Annotated in this window: 26 protein-coding genes; 17 read left to right on the top strand and 9 right to left on the bottom strand. The window is 65.0% G+C overall.

The window, feature by feature from the left end; all coding sequences use genetic code 11:
* Positions 1 to 6: 6 nt before the first annotated feature.
* Positions 7 to 252, bottom strand: coding sequence for a zinc-finger domain-containing protein (locus JG743_RS20995; protein WP_202292666.1), 246 nt, complete (start codon positions 250 to 252; stop codon positions 7 to 9).
* A 249-nt stretch (positions 253 to 501) separates the two neighbouring features.
* On the opposite strand from JG743_RS20995, the gene JG743_RS20990 reads away from it, so the two are divergent.
* On the top strand, positions 502 to 2697 hold the full coding sequence (locus JG743_RS20990; protein WP_202292665.1) for an RNA degradosome polyphosphate kinase: 2196 nt from the start codon (positions 502 to 504) through the stop codon (positions 2695 to 2697).
* On the top strand, positions 2694 to 4229 hold the full coding sequence (gene ppx, locus JG743_RS20985) for an exopolyphosphatase (RefSeq protein WP_202292664.1): 1536 nt from the start codon (positions 2694 to 2696) through the stop codon (positions 4227 to 4229). The genes JG743_RS20990 and ppx overlap by 4 nt, the downstream gene beginning before the upstream one ends.
* Positions 4230 to 4233: 4 nt before the next feature.
* On the opposite strand, the gene JG743_RS20980 is transcribed toward ppx, so the two are convergent.
* From JG743_RS20980 to JG743_RS20965, 4 genes are all read right to left on the bottom strand, one after another.
* Positions 4234 to 4656 carry a DoxX family protein gene (locus JG743_RS20980; RefSeq protein WP_202292663.1) on the bottom strand — a complete coding sequence of 141 codons (423 nt, stop codon included), beginning with the start codon at positions 4654 to 4656 and terminating at the stop codon, positions 4234 to 4236.
* Positions 4657 to 4818: 162 nt separating this feature from the next.
* A complete protein-coding gene (locus tag JG743_RS20975) occupies positions 4819 to 5241 on the bottom strand; it encodes a DoxX family protein (RefSeq protein ID WP_202292662.1) in 423 nt (140 codons plus the stop codon).
* Between the two features lie 111 nt (positions 5242 to 5352).
* Positions 5353 to 6750, bottom strand: a complete 1398-nt coding sequence (gene fumC / locus JG743_RS20970) for a class II fumarate hydratase (protein ID WP_202292661.1) — start codon at positions 6748 to 6750, stop codon at positions 5353 to 5355.
* Positions 6751 to 6860: 110 nt separating this feature from the next.
* Entirely contained in the window at positions 6861 to 7340 is a 480-nt protein-coding gene (locus JG743_RS20965) for a cupin domain-containing protein (protein WP_244672845.1), read from the bottom strand.
* Between the two features lie 110 nt (positions 7341 to 7450).
* Between JG743_RS20965 and JG743_RS20960 the strand changes: the two genes are divergently transcribed.
* Entirely contained in the window at positions 7451 to 8416 is a 966-nt protein-coding gene (locus tag JG743_RS20960) for a LysR family transcriptional regulator (RefSeq protein ID WP_202292660.1), read from the top strand.
* A 13-nt stretch (positions 8417 to 8429) separates the two neighbouring features.
* Here the strand turns inward: JG743_RS20960 and JG743_RS20955 are convergent, their stop codons facing one another.
* Both JG743_RS20955 and betI read right to left on the bottom strand, forming a co-directional pair.
* Positions 8430 to 9206 (bottom strand): SDR family NAD(P)-dependent oxidoreductase, encoded by a 777-nt coding sequence (locus tag JG743_RS20955; RefSeq protein WP_202292659.1) that lies wholly within the window; start codon positions 9204 to 9206, stop codon positions 8430 to 8432.
* Positions 9207 to 9316: 110 nt separating this feature from the next.
* The gene (betI, locus tag JG743_RS20950) at positions 9317 to 9955 is read right to left on the bottom strand and encodes a choline-binding transcriptional repressor BetI (protein WP_202292658.1); all 639 of its coding nucleotides are present in this window, start codon (positions 9953 to 9955) and stop codon (positions 9317 to 9319) included.
* A gap of 83 nt (positions 9956 to 10038) precedes the next feature.
* Between betI and choX the strand changes: the two genes are divergently transcribed.
* From choX to JG743_RS20935, 3 genes are all read left to right on the top strand, one after another.
* Entirely contained in the window at positions 10039 to 10977 is a 939-nt protein-coding gene (gene choX, locus JG743_RS20945) for a choline ABC transporter substrate-binding protein (protein ID WP_202292657.1), read from the top strand.
* Positions 10978 to 11057: 80 nt separating this feature from the next.
* A complete protein-coding gene (locus JG743_RS20940) occupies positions 11058 to 11840 on the top strand; it encodes an alpha/beta fold hydrolase (RefSeq protein ID WP_202292656.1) in 783 nt (260 codons plus the stop codon).
* A complete protein-coding gene (locus JG743_RS20935; RefSeq protein WP_202292655.1) occupies positions 11837 to 13339 on the top strand; it encodes an amidase in 1503 nt (500 codons plus the stop codon). The genes JG743_RS20940 and JG743_RS20935 overlap by 4 nt, the downstream gene beginning before the upstream one ends.
* Here JG743_RS20935 and JG743_RS20930 read toward each other — a convergent pair.
* Positions 13325 to 14098 (bottom strand): NIPSNAP family protein, encoded by a 774-nt coding sequence (locus JG743_RS20930; RefSeq protein WP_202302791.1) that lies wholly within the window; start codon positions 14096 to 14098, stop codon positions 13325 to 13327. The genes JG743_RS20935 and JG743_RS20930 overlap by 15 nt on opposite strands.
* A 234-nt stretch (positions 14099 to 14332) precedes the next feature.
* On the opposite strand from JG743_RS20930, the gene JG743_RS20925 reads away from it, so the two are divergent.
* Entirely contained in the window at positions 14333 to 14983 is a 651-nt protein-coding gene (locus tag JG743_RS20925) for a TetR/AcrR family transcriptional regulator (protein ID WP_244672843.1), read from the top strand.
* A 33-nt stretch (positions 14984 to 15016) separates the two neighbouring features.
* Here JG743_RS20925 and JG743_RS34180 read toward each other — a convergent pair whose 3' ends face one another.
* Positions 15017 to 15349 (bottom strand): hypothetical protein, encoded by a 333-nt coding sequence (locus JG743_RS34180; RefSeq protein WP_244672842.1) that lies wholly within the window; start codon positions 15347 to 15349, stop codon positions 15017 to 15019.
* Between the two features lie 371 nt (positions 15350 to 15720).
* Between JG743_RS34180 and JG743_RS20915 the strand changes: the two genes are divergently transcribed.
* The 10 genes from JG743_RS20915 (at position 15721) to JG743_RS20870 (ending at position 21566) form a co-directional block, all read left to right on the top strand.
* Positions 15721 to 16854: a metallophosphoesterase gene (locus JG743_RS20915; RefSeq protein ID WP_202292654.1), complete on the top strand. Its 1134-nt coding sequence runs from the start codon at positions 15721 to 15723 to the stop codon at positions 16852 to 16854.
* A gap of 97 nt (positions 16855 to 16951) precedes the next feature.
* Complete coding sequence (locus JG743_RS20910; RefSeq protein WP_202292653.1) at positions 16952 to 17611, top strand: glutathione S-transferase family protein; 660 nt, start codon at positions 16952 to 16954, stop codon at positions 17609 to 17611.
* A 173-nt stretch (positions 17612 to 17784) separates the two neighbouring features.
* On the top strand, positions 17785 to 18105 hold the full coding sequence (locus JG743_RS20905; protein ID WP_202292652.1) for an ArsR/SmtB family transcription factor: 321 nt from the start codon (positions 17785 to 17787) through the stop codon (positions 18103 to 18105).
* Positions 18105 to 18884 (top strand): SRPBCC domain-containing protein, encoded by a 780-nt coding sequence (locus JG743_RS20900; RefSeq protein WP_202292651.1) that lies wholly within the window; start codon positions 18105 to 18107, stop codon positions 18882 to 18884. Before JG743_RS20905 ends, JG743_RS20900 begins: the two co-directional genes overlap by 1 nt.
* 434 nt (positions 18885 to 19318) lie before the next feature.
* Entirely contained in the window at positions 19319 to 19528 is a 210-nt protein-coding gene (locus tag JG743_RS20895) for a cold-shock protein (protein ID WP_202292650.1), read from the top strand.
* Between the two features lie 152 nt (positions 19529 to 19680).
* Entirely contained in the window at positions 19681 to 19935 is a 255-nt protein-coding gene (locus tag JG743_RS20890) for a hypothetical protein (protein WP_202292649.1), read from the top strand.
* Positions 19935 to 20342, top strand: a complete 408-nt coding sequence (locus JG743_RS20885) for a hypothetical protein (RefSeq protein ID WP_202292648.1) — start codon at positions 19935 to 19937, stop codon at positions 20340 to 20342. The genes JG743_RS20890 and JG743_RS20885 overlap by 1 nt, the downstream gene beginning before the upstream one ends.
* A gap of 1 nt (position 20343) precedes the next feature.
* On the top strand, positions 20344 to 20502 hold the full coding sequence (locus JG743_RS20880) for a hypothetical protein (RefSeq protein WP_202292647.1): 159 nt from the start codon (positions 20344 to 20346) through the stop codon (positions 20500 to 20502).
* A gap of 4 nt (positions 20503 to 20506) precedes the next feature.
* Entirely contained in the window at positions 20507 to 20881 is a 375-nt protein-coding gene (locus JG743_RS20875) for a YkgJ family cysteine cluster protein (RefSeq protein ID WP_446720868.1), read from the top strand.
* Between the two features lie 73 nt (positions 20882 to 20954).
* The gene (locus JG743_RS20870) at positions 20955 to 21566 is read left to right on the top strand and encodes a LysE family translocator (protein ID WP_202292646.1); all 612 of its coding nucleotides are present in this window, start codon (positions 20955 to 20957) and stop codon (positions 21564 to 21566) included.
* Positions 21567 to 21586: the final 20 nt, after the last annotated feature.

Genomic DNA, 21586 nt, shown 5'->3' with positions numbered 1-21586 from the left:
AGGGGATCAGGCGGCCTGGTCGATATAGAGGCAGCCTGCGGGGGCCGTTTCGGTCGCCTTCAGCTTCGCCGAATAGCGGTAGAGCGTCGAGCAGTAGGGGCAGACCTTCTCATTGTCGTCGCCCATGTCGAGGAACACATGCGGATGGTCGAAAGGCGGGTTGGCGCCCGTGCACATGAATTCCTTGACGCCGATGTCGATCGCCGGATGGCCCGCATCGTTCTGGAAATGGGGAATGGAACCGCCTGCCATCGTCGTCTCCAATTGGTCTCGGCTTGTTTCGGCCAGTCTGCATCTGGATCATAACCGGCCTCTTTGCAAGATCGATGAAATGAAACTGTCGCAAAAGCCTGTCAGAGGATAAGTTGAGCCGGTTAAGCGCATGACCCCGGAATCGGGACGGCTTCACGAAGGATCGTGCGTCACAATTGCAAGTTGGAGCGCCGCCGGCCCATCGGGGATAGCGGCGCCTCAAAAGAGAATGGTTGCGGGCAGGGAACAATGAACGAACTGAAGCCGGTGCAGAGCGAGTTCATCACCATCGAGGCGGCAAGCGCCGAGAGCGGCAATCCCGACCGCTTCGTCAACCGCGAATTCTCCTGGCTGCAGTTCAACCGGCGCGTGCTGGAGGAATCGCTGAACCCTCACCATCCGCTGCTTGAGAGGGTCCGGTTTCTGTCGATCTCGGCTGGCAATCTCGACGAGTTCTTCATGGTCCGCGTCGCCGGCCTTGCCGGCCAGGTGCGCGAGGGCATCGCGCTGAAGAGCCCGGACGGCCGCACGCCCGAACAGCAGCTCGAACAGCTGCTGCGCGAGGTCGAGCGCCTGCAGGAGGACCAGCAGAAGAGCCTGTCGGCGCTGATGGAGCTGCTCAACAAGGAAGGCATCGAGAGCATCACCCGCGACGCGCTGACCAAGGACGAGAAAGCCTGGCTGGAAGAGCATTTCCAGGAGCAGGTGTTTCCGGTGCTGACCCCGCTGTCGATCGACCCGGCGCATCCGTTCCCGTTCATCCCCAACCTCGGCTTCTCGATGGCGCTGCAACTGCGCCACCGCAAGAACGGCGAGGAGATGAGCGCGCTGCTGCGCCTGCCAGTGGCCCTGAAGCGCTTCATCCGTCTGCCCGATCGCAAGCACCATGTCCGCTTCATTCCGTTGGAGGAAGCGGTCGGCCTCTATATCGGCAAGCTGTTCCCCGGCTATGAGGTCAAGGGCTCCGGCACCTTCCGCCTCATCCGCGACAGCGACATCGAGGTCGAGGAAGAATCGGAAGATCTGGTGCGCCTGTTCGAGACGGCGCTGAAGCGCCGCCGCCGCGGTTCGGTCATCCGCATCGAGTTCGACATGTCGATGCCGGCCCAGCTGCGCGACTTCGTCGCCGGCGAGCTCGGCGTCTCGTGGAGCCGCATCAGCGTGCTCACCGGACCGCTGGCGCTCAGCCAGATTTCCGAGATCGTCGCCGTCGCCCGCGACGATTTGAAGTTCACGCCCTACAATCCGCGCTTTCCAGAGCGCATTCGTGAGCATGGCGGCGACTGTTTCGCCGCCATCCGCGAGAAGGATATCGTCGTCCACCACCCCTACGAATCCTTCGACGTGGTGGTGCAGTTCCTGCGCCAGGCGATGGCCGACCCGGAGGTAGTGGCGATCAAGCAGACGCTCTACCGCACCTCCAACGACAGTCCGATCGTGCGCGCGCTGGTCGACGCCGCCGAAGCCGGCAAATCGGTGACCGCTCTGGTTGAGCTTAAGGCGCGTTTCGACGAGGAAGCCAACATCCGCTGGGCCCGCGACCTCGAACGCGCCGGCGTCCAGGTCGTGTTCGGCTTCCTCGAATTGAAGACCCACGCCAAGATGTCGCTGGTGGTGCGGCGCGAGGACGGCAAGCTGCGCAACTACGTGCATCTCGGCACCGGCAACTACCATCCGGTCACCGCGCGCATCTACACCGACCTGTCCTTCTTCACCACCGACCCAACCATCGCCCGCGATGTCGCGCAGCTGTTCAACTTCATCACCGGCTATGCCGAACCCACCGAGGAGATGCGGCTCGCCGTCTCGCCGTTCACGCTGCGCAACCGTATCCTGAAGCATATTTCGGACGAGATAGCCCATGCGCGGGAGGGCCGGCCGGCCCGCATCTGGATGAAGATGAACGCGCTGGTCGACCCGATCATCATCGACGCGCTGTATGACGCCAGCCGTGCCGGCGTCGAGATCGACCTCGTCGTGCGCGGCATCTGTTGCCTGAGGCCGCAGGTGCCGGGCCTGTCGGAGAACATAAGAGTGAAATCGATCGTCGGCCGCTTCCTCGAGCACAGCCGCATCTACTGCTTCGGCGACGGCCACGGCCTGCCGTCGGACGAGGCGATCGTCTACATCTCCTCGGCCGACCTGATGCCGCGCAATCTCGACCGCCGCGTCGAGACCATGGTGCCGATCACCAATCCAACTGTGCATGAACAGGTGCTTGGCCAGATCATGCTGGGCAACATCATGGACAACCAGCAAAGTTTCGACGTATTGGCTGACGGCACCTCCCGGCGCGTCGTGCTTGAGGAGGGCGAGGAACCGTTCAACGCGCAGGAATATTTCATGACCAATCCGAGCCTGTCCGGACGGGGTGACGCGCTGAAGTCGCATGCGCCCAAGCGCATCGCCCAGTTCAAGCGCCGCAAGAAGAACGGCGCCGCGTGATTTCTGCTTCCCAGGGCCGGCTCCAGGACCGGCGGCCGCTGTCGATCATCGACATCGGCTCGAACTCGATCCGTCTTGTCGTCTATGAAGGGCTGGCGCGCTCGCCGACCTTGCTGTTCAACGAAAAGATGCTGGCCGGCCTCGGCCGCGGCATCGTTTCGACCGGCAAGCTCGATCCCGAGGCGGTGACCCGCTCGATGGAGGAGTTCCGCCGCTTCCGCGCGCTCTCAGATCAGGCCGGCGCCGAGCACATGTATGTGCTGGCGACCGCCGCCGCCCGCGAGGCGGTGAACGGTCCGGATTTCATCCACCGCGCCGAGGATGTGCTGAAGACCGAGATCCGGGTGCTCTCCGGGCGCCAGGAAGCGCACTATTCGGCGCTCGGCGTCATCTCCGGCTTCCACCCGGCCAACGGCATCGCCGGCGACCTTGGCGGCGGCAGCCTCGAGCTGATCGACATCAACGGCGAGGCGATCGGCGACGGCATCACGCTGCCGCTCGGCGGCCTGCGCCTGCAGGACATGGCGAAGAATTCGCTTGCCCAGGCGCAGAAGATTGCGCGCGAGCATCTGGCGCGGGCAAAGCTCTTGAAGGGTGGGCAGGGCCGGGCCTTCTACGCCGTCGGCGGCACCTGGCGAAACCTCGCCCGGCTGCACATGGAGATGACAAACTACCCGCTCGGCGTCATGCACCACTACGAGATCTCGGCCGACAGCGCGCAGAACTTCCTGAAGCAGGTGACGAAGGCCGAGATCGAGAAGGTCAAGGGCATCGAAGGGGTTTCCAAGAACCGCCGCTCGCTGCTGCCCTATGGTGCGGTCGTGCTGCAGGAGATCATGACGGCGATGCAGCCGTCGAAGATCGTCGTCTCGGCGCTCGGCGTGCGCGAGGGTTTTCTCTATTCGCTGCTTGACGAGGCCGAGCAGAAGGCCGATCCGCTGATCTCGGCCGCCGAGGAGCTTGCGCTGTTGCGCTCGCGCTCGGTCCACCATGCGCATGAGCTGGTCGAATGGACCGGCAAGGCCTTTGCCGCCTTCGGCATCGACGAGACCGAGGACGAGGCGCGCTATCGCCAGGCCGCCTGCCTGCTCGCCGACATCGGCTGGCGCGCGCATCCCGAGTATCGCGGCAGGCAGTCGCTCAACATCATCGCGCATGCCTCCTTCATCGGCGTCGACCATCCCGGCCGCGCCTATCTGGCGCTGGCCGGCGCCTATCGCCATGACGGCGTCTTCAACGAATCCATTGCGCCCGAGATCAAGGCGCTGGCGCCGCCGCGCATCCTCGAGCGCGCCCGCGTGCTGGCGGCCATGATGCGCGTCGTCTACCTGATGACGGCAGCGATGCCGGGCGTGATGCCCAGGCTGAAATGGGAAAACCGCGGCAACGGCATGCTGGCGCTGGTGCTGCCGGCCTCGCTTTCCGACCTCTATGGCGAGCGTCCGGCCGGGCGGCTGGCGCAACTGGCGCGTATCACCAACCGCCGGCTGGTTCTGGCGGTCGAGGGTGGGCCGAGCGTTTCGGTAAAATAGAGCGTCAGGTGATGTCGGCGCCGACGCCGAAGCTGCGCCCGTCGATGGACCAGGCGCCGGCGCCGGCCATCGCCAGCGCCAGGAAGCCGCCGGCAATCGCGATGTCCTTCATCAGCATCTGCTGGTGCAGGAAGGCGAGCATGGCGTCGTCGCCACCCTGGCCGTGATGGCCGATGAAGCCCGCTGCCACGCAGAAAGCGGCGAGCAGCAAGGCAACGATCCGCGTCTGGAAGCCGACGAGGATAAGCAATCCGGCGATCAGCTCGAACAGGCCGGTGCCCCAGGCAGCGAGCGCCGGCAATGGCAGGCCGAGGCCGGCGAAATAGCTGGTCGTGCCGGAAATATTGGCCAGCGCCTGGAAGCCGGAAGGGACGAAGAGGGCGGCAAGCAGCAGGCGGGACAACAAAAGCAGCGCGTTGCGGGGCATCGTCACCTCCTTTGCCGGCACCCTGTTAGACTCACCCCGGCATCCTGCTCAGTCTACGCTCCGAAAGCTCACGCTGAAATCGGGACGCATGCAGAGACAACGAAAAAGCGGCGCGGAAAATTTCCGCGCCGCTCTTTTCTCGTTTCCGGACTTGAGCGTGTCTCAGCCGCGCTTGGCGTCGATCGAATAGGCGCCGGCGCCAGACGAGGCCAGCAGGATGAAGCCACCGGTGATGGCGAGGTTCTTGAGGAACTGGATCATCTGCATCTGGTCGGCCCAGCCGGTGTGGGCGACCAGCCCGGTGGCGACCGTGAAGATAGCGAGCACCCAGGCGGCGGCCCGGGTCTGGAAGCCGACGAGGATGGCGAGGCCGCCAAGCAGCTCGATCAGGCCCACGACGACAGCGGTCACCGTCGGCAGCGGCAGGCCGAGGCTGCCGAAATAGCCGGCGGTTCCGGCAATCGCGGTGAGCTTGCCGAAACCGGAAAGCAGGAAAATGACGGCCAGCAGGATGCGGCCGAGCAGGATCGTGACAGAACTGTTGGACGTGGCGCCCGAACCGGCGACGGAAGTGTTGATGGACATGGCTCTCTCCGGGAGGATTGGAATGACACCTCACATAGAGCAGGCGGACTGTTCACCAAAGACACCGATCTGGCGACAGATCGTTCACTCGGTTACGTCGGTGATACTAACTTACCCCGGATGCGTCATGTCCTCGGGCCGCACCAGCCGGTCGTAATCGGCCTCGCTGACGAGGCCAGTGGCCAAAGCCTCCTCGCGCAAGGTCGTGCCCTTCTTGTGCGCCGTCTTGGCGATCTTGGCGGCGTTGTCGTAGCCGATAGTCGGCGCCAGCGCCGTCACCAGCATCAGCGAGCGGTCGAGCGCTGCCTTGATGTTGTCCTCTCGGGCCTCGATGCCGACCACGCAATTGTCGGTGAAGGAGACCGAGGCGTCGGCAAGCAGCTGCACCGATTGCAGGAAATTATAGGCCATCAGCGGGTTGTAGACATTGAGCTCGAAATGGCCCTGGCTGCCGGCGAACGTCAGCGCCGCATTGTTACCGAACACCTGCACGCAAACCTGCGTCAGCGCCTCGCATTGGGTCGGGTTGACCTTGCCCGGCATGATCGAGGAGCCCGGCTCGTTTTCCGGCAGCGACAGTTCGCCGAGGCCCGAGCGCGGGCCGGAGCCGAGGAATCGGATGTCGTTGGCGATCTTGAAGAGCGCCGCCGCCGCCGCGTTGATCGCGCCATGCGAGAACACCATGGAATCATGGGCTGCCAGCGCCTCGAATTTGTTCGGCGCGGTGACGAAGGCGATGCCGGTGATGGCGGCGATGCGGTCCGCCACCTTTTCGGCGAAGCCGACCGGCGCGTTGAGGCCGGTGCCGACGGCGGTGCCGCCCTGCGCCAGCTCCTGCAGGCCGGGCAGCGTCATCTCTATGCGCTTGATCGAGGAGGCGACCTGCGCGGCATAGCCGGAGAATTCCTGGCCGAGGGTGAGGGGGGTGGCATCCTGCGTATGGGTGCGGCCGATCTTGATGATATGCGCGAATGCCTCGCTCTTGGCCACCAGCGCCTTGTGCAGGTGCTTCAGCGCCGGCAGCAGATCGTGCACGATGCGCTCGGCGCAGGCGATGTGCATGGCCGTCGGATAGGTGTCGTTCGACGACTGGCTCATATTGACGTGGTCGTTCGGGTGCACCGGCTTTTTCGAGCCCATGACGCCGCCGAGCAGCTCGATCGCCCGGTTGGAGATCACCTCATTGGCATTCATGTTGGACTGCGTGCCCGAGCCGGTCTGCCACACCACCAGCGGGAAGTGGTCGTTGAGCTTGCCGTCGATCACCTCCTGCGCGGCCTCGACGATCGCCTTGCCCACCGCCGGGTCGAGCCGTTTCAGCTCCATGTTGGCTTCGGCCGCCGCCCGCTTGACGATGCCGAGGGCGCGGACGATCGAGGCCGGCTGCTTCTCCCAGCCGATCTTGAAATTGCCAAGCGAACGCTGCGCCTGCGCGCCCCAGTAGCGGTCGGCGGCGACCTCGATGGGACCGAATGTATCGGTTTCGGTTCTGGTCTTCTCAGCGCTCACGGGAAGTCTCCGGTCTGTCGATTTGGGCAACGGCGTATCGCGTTGCACAAATGGCATCAAGCGGAGATTGCGGGCGGCGAGGATGCAAATCGGTTGAAGGGGGGCGCCGCTCACCCCAAAGGCGGCCCGACAATATCGATGCCGTTCTCCGCGCAGATTCGCGTCAGCGCTACGATCATCTCTGGGCTCGGATGCATCGGAGGCGGCAGGTCCGCTCCACCGGCCGGGCGGCTGGCCTGGCGCAGCATCGTCTCGAAATCCGAGCCGCGCGTGATGGTCAGCGTGCGCGCGCCCTCCGCGGATTCGACCCGGAACGTGTGCGGCAGGCCTTTCGGCGCGATCACCGTCTCGCCGGCGGCGGCGACCTGCTCGTGGCCGTCGATCTGAAAACGCAGCCGTCCTTCCAGGATATGGAACACCTCGTCCTCGTTCCGGTGGACGTGCAGCGGCGGGGAGTCGCCATGCGGCATGCGATGCTCGACGACGCAGATGCCGTCCTCGCCATCGGCCGAGGAGACGCGAATGGCGACGAGCGTGTTGTTGAACCAGAAGAGTTCCTTGCCTGCGACGATCCGGTTGATCATTGTCATGAGCGCTGTTCCTTCCTGTTGACGGTGCCGGCCGAGTGGCTTCGACGGCGACCTAACCAAGGATGGGCGGGCGGCGGAAATCGAATGATCGTATGGGGCGAATTGATGCGATGAATTTGAACGCGCTCGACCTCAATCTCGTTCGGGTGTTCGACGCCCTCTTGCGCGAGCGGAGCGTGACGCGCGCCGGCGAGCGGATCGGCCTCAGCCAGCCCGCCGTCAGTGCCGCGCTCAATCGCCTGCGCCACGCCCTCAACGACCAGCTTTTCGTGCGGCGCGGCAACGACATGGTGCCGACGCCGCGCGCCGAGAGCATGGCTGAGCCGGTGCGCGCGGCGCTGCGTGAGATCGAACGCGTCTTCCAGTCGGCGGAAAAGTTCGATCCGGCGGAGCTCGACCGGACCTTCACCCTGATGGGCGCTGATTTCTTCTCCATGCTGCTGATGCCGCCGCTGGCGGCGCGCATCGCGACCTTGGCGCCCGGCGTGTCGTTCCGTTTTCTGGACAGCGCGCGCGGCGACGTTTCCCGGCTGCTTCAGGAGGATGAAATCGACGCGGCGCTCGAACGCCCGCTCGATGTTGCCGACTGGATCTCCAGCACGCCGCTTTTCCATTCGCCATTCGCAATCATTGCCGCGAGAGGCAACACCGCGGTCAGGCAAGCCGGGATCGCCGAGGGCGAGCGTCTGCCGATGGAGCTTTTCTGCGAACTGCCTCACGTTCTTCGCTCCATCGATGGTTCGATGTCCGGCTCCACCGACGAGGCATTGGACAGGATCGGGCGAAAGCGCCGGGTGAGCCTGGCATTGCCGCACTTTCAGGCAGTCGTGCTGGCGGTGGCGAACGGAAACTACCTTGCCGCGGTCCCGCGCCAGTTCGCGGTGTGGGCGGCAAAGAGCCTGCCGGTTGCCACCTACGAGCCGCCACTCCCGATTGCCGTGCCCGAGATCCGGATGTACTGGCACGGCCGCCATGATGACGAGCCGCCACACCGCTGGCTTCGCAACCAGATCCTCGAAGCCGTCGCGGCGCTTGGATTCCGCGATGCGGCTGACGCCGGTGGGACGGGCGACTAGTCGGTCGACGGCCTCAACCCGCCGTATAGCCGCCGTCGACGGCAAAGATGCCGCCGCTGGTCCATGCCGCCTCGTCGCTGGCGAGATACACTGCAATGCCGGCGAGGTCGCTGGTGCGGCCGATGCGGCCGAGCGGATAGGAGCGCTCGACATAGGCCTTGAGATCGTTTTGCGCCTGCTGCGGCAGGTTCTCGATCGATTTGCGCCGCATGGCGGTGTCGATGGTGCCGGGGGCAATCGCGTTGACCCGGATGCCGCGCGGACCGAGCTCGAAGGCGAGCGACTTGGTCAGCGAGTTCAGCGCGCCCTTGGAAAGCGAATAGAGGCTCGACGGCCGGTTGGGGATCATCTTGTTGGCGAAATAGGACGAGATGTTGATGATCGAGGCGCCGGCGCCGAGCCGCGGCAACAGCCGCTGCGTCAGGAAGAAGGCGGCCGTCACATTGAGCGCGAAGGAATGCTGGAACTGCTCTTCGCTGACGCTCTCGAACGGCACCAGATAGGCGACGCCGGCATTGTTGACGAGGATATCGAGCGGCCGGCTGGATCCGTTGACCCGGGCAACCACCGCATCGATGCCGGCGCTGGTGGCAAGATCGGCCGACAGCGCTTCTACCACCGCACCGCCCTTCGCCGCCTTGGCCAGAGCGCCGCGCGCCGTCTCCAGCCTGCCGGCATCGCGGCCGACGATCAGCACGTTGGCGCCTTCGCGCAAAAACGCTTCCGCTATCGCCAGGCCGATCCCATCCGACCCGCCCGTCACCAGCGCCCGCTTGCAGTGAAGTCTCATGGGATGCTCCCGTCATTGTCGCGCCAGGAGTGCAACGCTGACGGGCAGGGGCGGTCAACCCGAAGGGCTATCCCACAGTATGAACTTCGCCTGACCTGGGCAGGCTGCGCCTAAGCGCCGGCCGGTAAAGGCTCGCGCATGGCCAGCCGCGCCGCGACATAGTCCTTCACCTGGCGGATCGCCTGTTCGCGCGACACACTTCCCGGCTGTAGGCCGAGCCGCAGCCACAACCCGTCGATCAGCGCCGTGACGCCGAGCGCGATCTCGTCGGCGTCCTCGGACGGGGCAAGGGCGCTGAGGCCGGACAAAAGATTGGAGCGCATGCGCGCATGCAGCACCTTCTGGATGCGCGCCAGCTTCTCGTCGCGTGGCACCTCGGCACAGAGCGAAAGCCAGGCATGGCAGAGCGATGGCTGGAACAGGTGCGGTTCGAAATTGCCGTCGATGATGGCATCCACCCGCTGCATCGGCGTATGGGCGTGCCGCAGCCGCGCCACCACGGCCTTGCGCAAGACGAGGTTCGATTCGCGCATCGCATGTTCGAAGAGTTCCTGCTTGCTGCTGAAATAATGCAGCACGATGCCCTTCGAGGCGCCCGCCTGTGCGGCGACCTTCTCGATGGTTGCGCCGGCAATGCCTTCGCGTTGAAGCACGGCAAAGGCCGCCTGCCGCAGCTCCGTGCGGCGTATGTCACTGAGACGCTTGAGTTTCACAGGCGAATTCCATGCATCGAGAATCGAGGTTGACATTTTCGTCCGTCGAGATCAAGAATTGACCAGTGGGACAATATAACGACCAAATGGTCAACGACCCGCAAATGAGGAGAACCGAAATGCATCGCTTACTAGGGGCAGGCGCCGCGCTCTGCGTGCTGGCGCTCTCGACGCAACCGGGGCTGGCGGCGGAGTCCAAGGAATGCAGCGCTGTTCGCATGGCCGAACCCGGCTGGAACGATCTCGCCTTCACCACGGGAATAGCCAACGTCCTGCTGCAGGCGCTCGGCTATCAGCCGCAAAGCCAGGTGCTCGGCATCAACGTCATCTACGAGGGCATGAAGAACAATGATCTCGACCTGTTCCTCGGCTACTGGAACCCGGCGATGGTCACCTATTACGAACCCTACAAGACGGACGGTTCGGTCGAGAATGTGCGGGTCAATCTCGAGGGCGCCAAATACACCTTCGCGGTGCCCACCTATGTCTGGGAGGCCGGGGTCAAGGACTTCTCGGACCTGCACAAGTTCGCCGACAAGTTCGGCAAGAAAATGTACGGCATCGAGCCCGGATCCAACCAGCTGATGATGGATGCCATAGCCGACCCGTCGCTGGACCTCGGCGGCTGGCAGGTCGTCGAGTCGAGCGAAGCCGGCATGCTTTCGGAGGTCGGCTACGAGATCAAGGAAAAGCAGTTCATCGTCTTCCAGGGCTGGGCGCCGCATCCGATGAACACCATGTACGACTTCAAGTATCTGACCGGCGGCGACAAGTTCTATGGGCCCAATTTCGGCGCCGCGACGGTGACGACGCAGGTCCGCAAGGGCTACCTCCAGCAATGCCCGAACGTCGCGCAGCTCCTGAAGAATCTCGTCTTCGATGTCGATTTCGAGAATGTCGGCATGGGCTATCTGATCAATGACGGCATGAAGCCGGAGGAGGCTGGACTGAAGGCGATCACGCTGAACAAGGACCGCCTCGACGCCTGGCTCGCCGGCGTCACCACCTTCGACGGCAAGCCAGGCCTTGCCGCCGTCAAGGAGAAGCTCGGCCTGTGAGCCCTGCCGCACTCGCCCCTTGGCCGGAACAGGAAGTCTGGGCCAGCCGCAAGCGGGTCATCGACCTCGACGGCCTCGAAATGGCCTATGTCGAGATCGCCGGGTCGGAGCCGGCGCTGCTGCTGGTGCACGGCTTCACCGACACCAGCCGCAGCTTTTCGCTTCTTGCGCCGTACCTTGCCGGTCGCCGCCTGGTCATTCCAGACCTGCGCGGCCATGGGGCAACGCGGACGGGCCGGGGCTTCAGCATTGGCGACTTCGCCGCGGATATCGCCAGGTTGGTGCAATGCTTGCGGCTAGAGCGACCGATTGTGGTCGGCCATTCGCTGGGCGCCATGATTGCGGTCGAGATGGCTGCACGGCAGCCGGAACTCATCGGCGGGCTGGTGCTTCTGGCCGGCACTTTGAAGCCCGATCTCGCAGCGGACCATCCAATGGTCGCAGGCGTGCGGGAATTGCGCGATCCGATCTCGCCGGCGGACCCGTTTTATGCCTGGTGGCATGCCTGCCAGCCCGGCGTGCCACAGGCTTTTCTCACGGCCGCCGCCAGCGAGGCATCGGCGATGCCAGCGGCGTGCTGGCGCGCGATTTTGGACGAAATACGCGGAACGGACCTCACCGCCGCCGCCCGCGCCTTGCGTGTCGCGACACTTGTCATCGCGGGCGGGCGCGATCCGATCTTCGACGCAACCCATCAGCAACGGCTCGTCCAGGAGATTCCCGCCGCGATGCTCGTGGCCGCGGCGCATTGCGGGCACAATCCGCACTGGGAAGATCCGGCGCTGGTCGCAGCCGCCATCTCGGACTACGTCCAGACGCGGATGGACGACGGGCCTCGCCGGATGGATGGAGGGCGCTCATGAACCTTGCGCAATACATGGCGTTGGACGCCGTAGCCCTGGCCGGCCACGTCCGCTCCGGCGAACTGTCCGCCGTCGAAATTGCCGAAGCCGCGATCGAAGCGATCGAACTGCTCAACCCGGCAATCAACGCGGTGACGCTGATCGACGCGGAGCGCGCGCTTGCCGCCGCCGCGCGCTGCGACGCAAAGGCTGCGCTGGCAGGCGTCCCGTTCCTGGTCAAGGACACCGGCGTCCATGTGCGGGAGTGGCCGACCACCCACGCGTCGCTGTATTTCAGGGATGCCGCGCCGAAGCCCGACAGTGAAATCGTCAGGCGCTGGCGGACCGCTGGCCTGACCTTGCTCGGCAAGACGAACACGCCGGAATTCGCCAACGACTTCGTCACCGAGCCTCTCGTTCACGGCCCGACCTTGAACCCGTGGGACCTGTCGGTGACAGCGGGCGGCTCGAGCGGCGGCGCCGCGGCCGCGGTGGCAAGCGGCATGGTGCCGGTTGCCCACGGCTCCGACATCGGCGGTTCGATCCGGGTCCCGGCCGCGTGTTGCGGCGTTTTCGGCATGAAGCCATCCCGGGGGCTCAATCCCGTCGGCCCTTATCGCGATCAGGTCGGCGCCGGACTTTTTGTGGAGAACGTTCTTTCCCGAACCGTGCGTGACACTGCCGCAATGCTCGACATCACCGCCGGTCCCGAACCGGGCTCGCCCTGTTTCGTGTCGAGATCGGTGCCGTCCTATCTGGATTGGCTGTCGTCGCCCGATGAACGCATGCGCGTTGCCTGCCTGGCGCAGCGGCCGGACGGCACGCCCGTGGCCGCGGAGATCGAGGAGAAGTTCCAGCAAGCCATGGTGCTTCTGGAGGAGATGGGGCACGAGGTGACCCAGGCGCGCTTTCCGCCCGAGGCCGATGGCGGCGCCGAATGGAGCATTTTCTGGATGTCGGAGGTCGCATTGCTTGTCGACGAGCGTGCGAACGAGATCGGCCGCATGCCTCTGCCCGGCGAGATCGAAGCGCTGAGCTTGCATGCGCTGGACCGTTTCCGCCGGTCGTCGGCCGCCGACTATCTGAGGGCGCAGGCCCGACAGCATCGGGCATCGCTTGCGATGGCGCGGACGTTCGAGGGGTTCGACCTGACCATGACGCCGGCGACGGCCGACTTGCCGCCCCCGATTGGCACCGTCCGTGGCAATGACGTCGCATTCGACTACGCAGCATGGGTGGACCGAGCCTACGGCTTTGCGCCGTTCACGGAAATCTTCAACGTCACTGGGCAACCAGCCGCCAGCCTTCCGCTTTTCCTGTCCAAAGGCGGCCTGCCGATCGGCATTCAGCTTGTCGGCCGCCCCAGCGAGGACCACAGGCTGCTTGGGATTTCCCACGCGCTGGAGCAGGCAACCGGCTGGAGCAAGCGTTGTCCGCCCGTCCAGGCCATGCATGCCCCCGCCATCGGTGCGGGCGTCACCGGCAGCATGCGTGCGCCGGAGCGATCATTGCAAGGCTAGCCCGAGCAGCGACCGCGATGTCGGCGAGAGCCGCAGGGTTTCCGTCGGCCTGGCCAGATCCGGCTCGGCCTTGCCGAGAAACACTTGCCATGCCGGCGAGGCGGCGAGGGCGGTCAGATGCCCCGTTCGCGCAGCTTCGTCGTCGAAACCGGTGACGACGAGAAGGACGTTTTCGTCCGACCGTACCGGCAGGCGCGGGAAGGTGTTTTCCGCACGTTCGCTGAGAAAGGCTCCGAGCAACCGGGCACCGTTCGCCGCAAGCAGCGGAACGGCATCGGTCTCGAAACGGTTTGCGAAACCGGCTTCAGCGCCGGATCGCAAATGATGAATCCGGATCTCAACAATACCGGGCAAGCGATTATTCTCGCTTTGGTTTTCGACTTCGGCCGGCGCTGGCCGGCACAGCCCTTTGAGGTCGAAGCCGGCGCCCGGCCATGCCGGCCTCAGCAGCAGCACGTCGTCGGAATCGATCATCGTCGCATTGGCGGCATCCTTGTGCACCGCCCAGACCGGCCCGTCATAGAAGGCGGTCAGCGCGTCCTTCCGTGCCGCCATGTCATCGAAGCCGCGCATCCAGACGAACATGTCGGGCCGATCGAGGTCGCGGAACTGGCCGATGATGGTCATGCCCGCCGCCTCCTGGCTCTCGATGAACTCGCGGTCGAAGAGATCGATCAGCGTTTCGCGCCGGCCGGGCTTCAGCGTGTACTGCCGGAGTTCGGCGACGGGTGAGGCCGTTTTGTTTCGAGCAAGGTCCATAGTCGGTCTCCAAAACAGGGTGGTCATCCTGTTTTCCAAAACAGACCGGTTGTCCTGTTTTGTCAATCTGCTATTTCTCCTTTGCCTTCTCCCCTTGTGGGAGGAGGTGGATTGGCGCGCAGCGCCAAGACGGATGAGGGGTGCTGGACGGATCGCCGTCTTTGCCAAGCTGGAGCACCCGCCTTCACTTCGTTCAAGCACCTTCTCCCGCAAGGGGAGAAGGAGGAGATGGCGATGCGCCAAAAACGCACCAATGACCCGGAGGGCATGCGCCGCCGTGTGCTCGACGTGGCGGAAGAATCTTTCCAGGCACGCGGCTATCACGCCTCCAGCCTCGGCGACCTGATGGCGACGGCGGGCGTCACCGGCGGCGCGCTGCATCACCATTTCCCGACCAAGAAGGCGCTGGCGCTGGCGGTGATCGAGGAGCGCGTGGCTGCCGCCGTGGACGAGACCTGGATCGTGCCGGTGCGCGCCGCCCCTTCGGCGCGCGAAGGCGTGCGCGCCGTGTTCGAAGCAGTGGCGGCGGAACTGGAGCGGCAAGGCTTCGTGCGCGGCTGCCCGCTCAACAACCTCGCCCATGAACTGTCCCTCGCCGACCCGGATTTCCGCTCTTCGCTTGCCGGCATTTTTGCCGGCTGGCGGCGGGCGATTGCCGACAAGGTGCGTGCCGACCAGCAGGCCGGCAGGGACGAAGGCACCGATCCCGAGCGCTTCGCCGCGCTGGCGGTCGCCGCCTATTCCGGCGCCATGTCGATGGCCAAGACGGCGCAGGATGCGGGCGTGCTGCGGGAGTGTTTGGAAGCGCTGGAGCGGAGTGCGCCGCCATCACCCAGCGGATTGGCGGCGAAACGACGCCGCAGGGTGCTGCTCAGACCATCTTGATGCCGAAGCGCCGGCGCCTGCGGCCCTCAGGCGCTACTGCGCCAGCGGCTTGATCGTCTCGTAGCCGACCACGCTCTCCGAACTCGTGCCCTCGTCATAGCGCCTGGCCAGCGATGCTCCGAGATCCGGCGCGTAGAGCGCGGTGAACGTGTCCAGCGTCTCGCCGGCCTGGTTCTTGAATGTCTCCTTGACCGCCAGCACATTGTATTTGCAGCCGCCGAGGCTGAAAGTCTCCTTGCCCTTCACCGCCAGCTCGAGCGTCTTGGTGCCCTTCGGCTGCTTGTTCGGCGACAGTTCGACAAACTGCGTCGTGCTCTTCGCGCCCGCTTTCAGCGGAAACAGCTTTTTCAGGTCGCCGAGCGGCAAGGTGGCCGGTCGTGCTGTCGCGAAACACCTCGATCAGCCCGGCATAGAGGAACTGCGTCTGCGGCGATTCGGACTGGTATGTGTTGGCGACCGAAACCATGCCGCCAGCGGCCGGCCGGAACTCGCTGCGGATGCCCGGCATCTCCAGCACGAAGCCGGTCTTGGCGGTTTTGGCGTCAACGCATTCGGCGCCATGCGCGGCGCCCGCCATGGCGAGCAGGGCCATGCCGATCGTTGCGGCTCTCATCGCATTCTCCTCTTCCCGCTCAAGTTGAAGGCCCAAGACTGCCAGACCCATACCGCCATGTCGATGCTTGGCGGGCCGGGGTGGGAACTGGACGGCCGGGCGCCGCCTGTGCTCAATCTCGGCCATGATGCATCGCAGGCGAACCCGTTCGATCTCCCGTCGCGCTTTCCTGGCGCAGATGGCGAGCTTTGCGGCTACCGGCGTCTTTGCCCGTCCGGCATTCGGCCAGACCGGGCAGCGCATCCAGCCGATCGACGCCACCTTCCTGTTCATCGCCGATATCCATGCCTGCCGCATGGCAAGCGGGCTGAGCCCGAATTGCCTGCAGGAGGGCAAGACCGACGCCGCGCTGCTGCGCAACGTGGCAGCGCTGAACGGCATCGCCGACAAAGAATGGCCGGCCGAGATCGGCGGTGTCGCCACCGGCCTGCGCTCGGCCGGCAGCCGCATCGGTACGCCGCTCGGCCTCGTCACCGGCGGCGACATCACCGACGATGGCGGCGGCCAGGTCACCGAGCCCAGCGAGGGCACGCAGCTCCTGCAGTTCAGCCAGCGCTACCAGCAGGGCATCGGGCCGGACCGCGTGCACATGCCCGTCTATGTCGGGCTCGGCAACCACGATCTCGACCAGAACGGCTCGCCGCCGCATGTCGACTGGTATCGCCGCGAGCTGCGCGACTATGTCGAGGTCAACCACCGCGCCGGCGTGTTCTTCAAGCCGCCTGTGCCGGCGACCGAGTACGACGTCGACACAGATTGCTATTCCTGGGACTGGGGCGGCCTGCATCTCATCCAGACGCATCGTTTTGCCGGCGACACCGCCCATGGCACTCTGAGCAGCCTGCCGTGGCTGAGGCAGGACCTGGCGACCTACGCCGGCGACGGCCGCCCGGTCATCCTGTTCCAGCACTATGGCTGGGACACGTTCTCGATCGAGCGCTGGGATCCGGCCAAACGAACCTATGACGACGACGGCACCGGCGCGCCGCATTGGTGGAGCGAGGCCGACCGCCAGGCTCTGCTCGCCGCTCTCAAGGGCTACAACGTCATTGCCATTTTTCATGGCCACCAGCATGAGGTGCCGATGATCTACCGCCGCGATGGGCTCGACCTGTTCAAGCCGAAGGCCGCCTATAGGGGCGGCTTCGCGCTGGCGCGGGTGACCGGCGACAGCCTGGATGTGGTGCTGGGCGCGGCGGCAGGCGACCACGGCGAAGTGGTCTTCACCAACGCTTTTTCCAAGAGCCTGAGCTTCTGAGGCGGGCCGGACGGCGGCCCTGGTCGTTTTTTCGGGATCGGCCTGGTAGGCAGGCGGGGTAGGGTGCGCCTGCGCAGGCGAGCGCACGGGAGGAACCATGGCTGAATTCACGCTCTTCATCGGCAACAAGTGCTTTTCCTCCTGGTCGCTGAGGCCTTGGGTGGCGATGCGGCATCTGGAGATCCCGTTCGAGGAGAGTTTCGTGCGCCTGCGCACGCCCGAGACCTTTGCCAATCTCGCCAAGGTGTCGCCGACCGGACTGGTGCCGGTCTTGAATCACAATGGCAGGATCGTCTGGGAAACCCTTGCCATCCTTGAATATCTTGCCGACCTGTTTCCGCAAAAAAGGCTCTGGCCGGACGATATCGGCGCCCGCGCACTGGCGCGCTCGGTGGCGACCGAGATGCATTCCGGCTTCCGCGAGGTGCGCTACGGCTGGCCGATGAACCTGCGCCGGCCGAAGAGCCACAAGCCGCTCGACGCCGAGGGCGAGGCGCAGCGGGCGCGCATCGAGGCGATCTGGCGGCAATGCCGGGCCGCATACGGCAAAGCCGGCCCGTTCCTGTTCGGCCATTTCACCGCGGCGGACGCCATGTACGCGCCGATCGTCACCCGCTTCGACACCTATGGCGGCGAGCTGGCGCCGGATACCCGTGCCTATGTCGACGCCGTGCTTTCGACGCCGGCGATGCGGCATTGGTACGCGGAGGCGGCGAAGGAGACGTGGCCGGAGCCTGGCCCTCACGAACAGGACTGACCACAAGGAGGGGCCTCCAGAAGGGCTCAAGGCGATCCTCGATCGCTTCGACTGCCAGGGGGGCTTCGGCATGGATCAGGCCGTCCGCCCTCGGCTGCGGCATCCCATACCTCTTCAAAAGAATTGACCGCGGCGCCGGTTCAGCATAATACGTAACCAAATGGATACGTATCATGCCGCAGGCTGATCCCGAACGCTCCGTTTTCCGCGCCATTGCCGATCCGACGCGCCGCGCCATCCTCGACCGCTTGCGGCAGGGGCCGGCGCCGGTCAACGAACTGGCCTCTGCGTTCTCGCAGAGCCGGCCGGCGATCTCCAAGCATCTGCGCATCCTGCGCGAGCTCAACGTCGTCTCCGAGCAGAAGCGCGGCCGCGAACGGCTCTACCGGCTGGAGCCGGCGGAGTTGAAGGACGTCGCCGACTGGATCCTGCCCTTCCGCGACTTCTGGCAGGCGAGCCTCGGCAATCTGAAATCCTATCTGGAGGACGAGTGATGGCGGGCAATGACAGACCACGCGCGATCGCCGACGTTTCGGTGGGCAGCATCCTGGCGACGGTGACGATCGCCGTGCCGCCCGAACGCGTCTTCCGCGCGATCACCGCTGAGGACCAGATCCCGCTCTGGTGGGGTGCCGACGACATGTACCGCACCACGAAGCACACCGCCGACGTCAGGCCGGGCGGCGCCTGGCGCTCCGAGGGCAAGGGCGCCGATGGCCGTGATTTCCACGTCCAGGGCGAATATCTCGAGATCGAGCCGCCGCACCGCCTGGTGATGACCTGGAAGGCGCCATGGGACGGCGATCAAGTGACGACCGTCACCTATACGCTGGAGGCGGTCGGGACCGGGACCCGGCTGACGCTGCGCCATGAAGGTTTTGGCGCGCGCCACGACTCCTGCCGCGATCATGGTCAGGGTTGGGAGCGCGTGCTCGGCTGGCTGGGCGCCTTCCTCGCCGGCGAGGCCGGCATCAAGCCGCCCGGCGTGTACCATTGCCGGCTGATCCCGCCGCGCCCGGATTTCGCCTTCACCCTGACCGAGGAGGAGAGGGCGCTGATGGGCCGCCATGCCGACTATCTGCGCGGCCAGCTTCGGGAGGGCAGGATGATGATCGCCGGTCCGGTCGCCGATCCGGCGGGGCCCTGGGGCCTCTGCATCCTGCGCGTCGGCACGGAAGCCGAGGCAAAGGCGCTGACCGACGCCGACCCGGTCGTGCTTTCGGGGCGCGGCTTCCGCTACGAGGTCCTGCCGATGATGAGCGTGATCATGTGAGGCGCCAGACAAAAAGAACGCCCCTCGCACCTTTTATCGCGCGGGAGGCGTCCTTTGTGCCAGCCTTTCCTGAAATTGCTTCCATGAATTGCTGACCGTACCAAAATGCGCGGATGCCAAGATGGTTCCCGCGCTTTGCGATTTTTTTTCGATCTGGCGCTTGACGGCTCTTTGCGCCCCCGACCGCGACGGTCAGTAGCCTCGTCTCGCAATCACCCGGTACCATGCGGCTCGCTTCGGTGGCTCGCCAAACGAGGAATTTGACACGCGACGAAAAGAAGTTTACAAGAAATACGTCGATATTTGTTTGACCGACTTTTGTTATCCGCGCGCCAAGCGCGCCTTTGACGAACTTCCCCCATCAAAAATCGAGATAAACGTCGTTGTGCTTTCGCATGGCGGCGAATGAATATTTGCAATGGAAAGGGTTCGTTATGACCACAGGTACGGTTAAATGGTTCAACGCCACCAAGGGCTTCGGTTTTATTCAGCCTGATGATGGCTCGGCCGACGTTTTCGTCCACATCTCGGCCGTCGAGCGCGCCGGAATGCGCGACATCGTCGAAGGTCAGAAGCTCGGCTACGAGATGGTCCGCGACAACAAGTCGGGCAAGATGGCCGCCGACCAGTTGAAGGCGGCGTAATACGGAATTCAGCCTTCCCGGTGACCACGGATGTACTGGCACCGGTCGATGGCGAGAGGAGGGTCAGGCAATGCCTGACCTTTTTCGCTTTTGGGCACTGAATTGTGCGTCGCAGGTCGGTCGGGATGTGCTAAGCACCGTCGCGCCGGCCTATGGATGCGCCGGACCAGGAGAAGATTTTGTCCCTCACTTCGAAGACCCAGGGCGACCAAGCTGAATCGCTTTTCAGCCGGGCCCGGACCCAGTCGATGTCGCTAAGCCGCATCGTTTCCGAGCAGGATGCCGCCAGCCAGGCCCGCGAGGCCAAGACCGCGCGGCTGCGCGAGCTGCGGCTGGAAAAGGAAGCCGAGGACAGGGTGGCCGCCGCCGCGCTCGCCGCCTTGCCGAAACGCACGGGCAAACGCTGATGGCCACCAAGCGCGTTCCGCCGACGCCGATCGCCGCCGATTCGACGATTGCCGATATGGTCGATGTCCTGGACAAGCCGGTCGAGTACGTCCGGCGCGTGCTGGAAAAGCTGGAACGCTGCAAGCGTGCCCATGGCGATGCCCAGGTGCGGGTCGGTGTGCGCAGCCGCGCCGGATGCCCCAACTATCTGATCGAGTATGTGCGCGAGGATGGCAAAACCCATGAGCGGGTAACGCATCCGGACGCCGCCTATAGCGGCAGCACGCATCGCGAGCTGGCCCCGCATCACCTGGCGGAGGCCAGGAACTGGTCGCCCGAGGAAATGAACATCACGGCGGTTTCGGCGCTCATCGGCCGTCTGCGCAATCCGCGGGCGCCGTCATCGCGTTTTGCTGACGAGGACTGACATGGCCATAAAATTCTCCGCCAAGGACCAGCCGGCGACACCCGCCGCCGCTGCAAAGCCGGCCAAGCCGGCCGCCGCGCCGAAGGCCGAACCGGCCGCGACCGACCTGTTCGAAGGGCCGGTGGAAACGCCGCCCCGCAAGACCAAAGGGAAGAAGTAGCGCATTGCCGAGCGACGCGGATCGTGGAGACCTGGGCCGGCCATCCGGCGCGGCCGCCGGTCTGGCCTCGCCGCTTGCCGTCGACGGCATGCTTTTCGATTGCCAGAGCTGCGGCGCCTGCTGTTCCTATTCGGCCGAATGGCCGCGCTTCTCCACCGAGGAGGATGAGCAGCTCGACCGCATCCCGGAGAAATTCGTTTCGGCCGACCTGTCGGGCATGCGCTGCGACGGCGTGCGCTGTTCGGCACTGACCGGCGAAATCGGCAAGCACACGGCCTGCGGCATCTACGAGCTCCGCCCCGACGTCTGCCGCGCCTGCATGCCCGGCGGCGACGACTGCCTGATGGCGCGCCAGGCGCATGGACTGCCGCTAAGCTAGGTCCTCACCCCGCTTGTGCCACCGCCGTCTCCCCGATACCTTCCGGCCGGGCAGGGCCGCGGAGGATCAACCCTTGAGCATCGAATTCCTGTTGACGACGCTGATCGTCGTCGCCTCGCCGGGCACCGGCGTTCTCTACACGCTGAGCGCCGGCCTTTCGCGCGGCGCGCGCGCCTCGATCGTCGCCGCCTTCGGCTGCACGCTGGGCATCATCCCGCATATGGCTGCCGCCATCACCGGCCTCGCCGCCGTGCTGCACACCAGCGCGGTCGCCTTCGAGACGCTGAAATATCTCGGGGTCGCCTATCTGCTCTACATGGCCTGGAACACGCTGAAGGAGAAGGGCGGCCTCAGCGTCGACGAGAACGTCGCGCCGCGCTCGGCTGGCAAGGTCATCACGTCCGGCATCCTCATCAACATCCTCAACCCGAAGCTGTCGATCTTCTTCTTTGCCTTCCTGCCGCAATTCGTCAGCACCACCGAGCCGAACGCCTTGTCGAAGATGCTAGAGCTCTCCGGCGTCTTCATGCTCGTCACCTTCGTCGTCTTCGCCGGCTACGGTATCTTCGCCGCCTCGATCCGCAGCCATGTCGTGTCGCGGCCGAAGGTGCTGACCTGGATGCGCCGCACCTTTGCCGGTGCGTTCGTCATGCTCGGCGCCAAGCTGGCGCTGACGGAGCGGTAGTCCAATGCATGTCGCCCAAA

It is taken from the genome of Mesorhizobium sp. 131-2-1 (assembly GCF_016756535.1).
In the GTDB taxonomy this organism is placed as follows: Bacteria; Pseudomonadota; Alphaproteobacteria; order Rhizobiales; family Rhizobiaceae; genus Mesorhizobium.
This window is presented reverse-complemented; position numbering and strand designations above follow the sequence as displayed.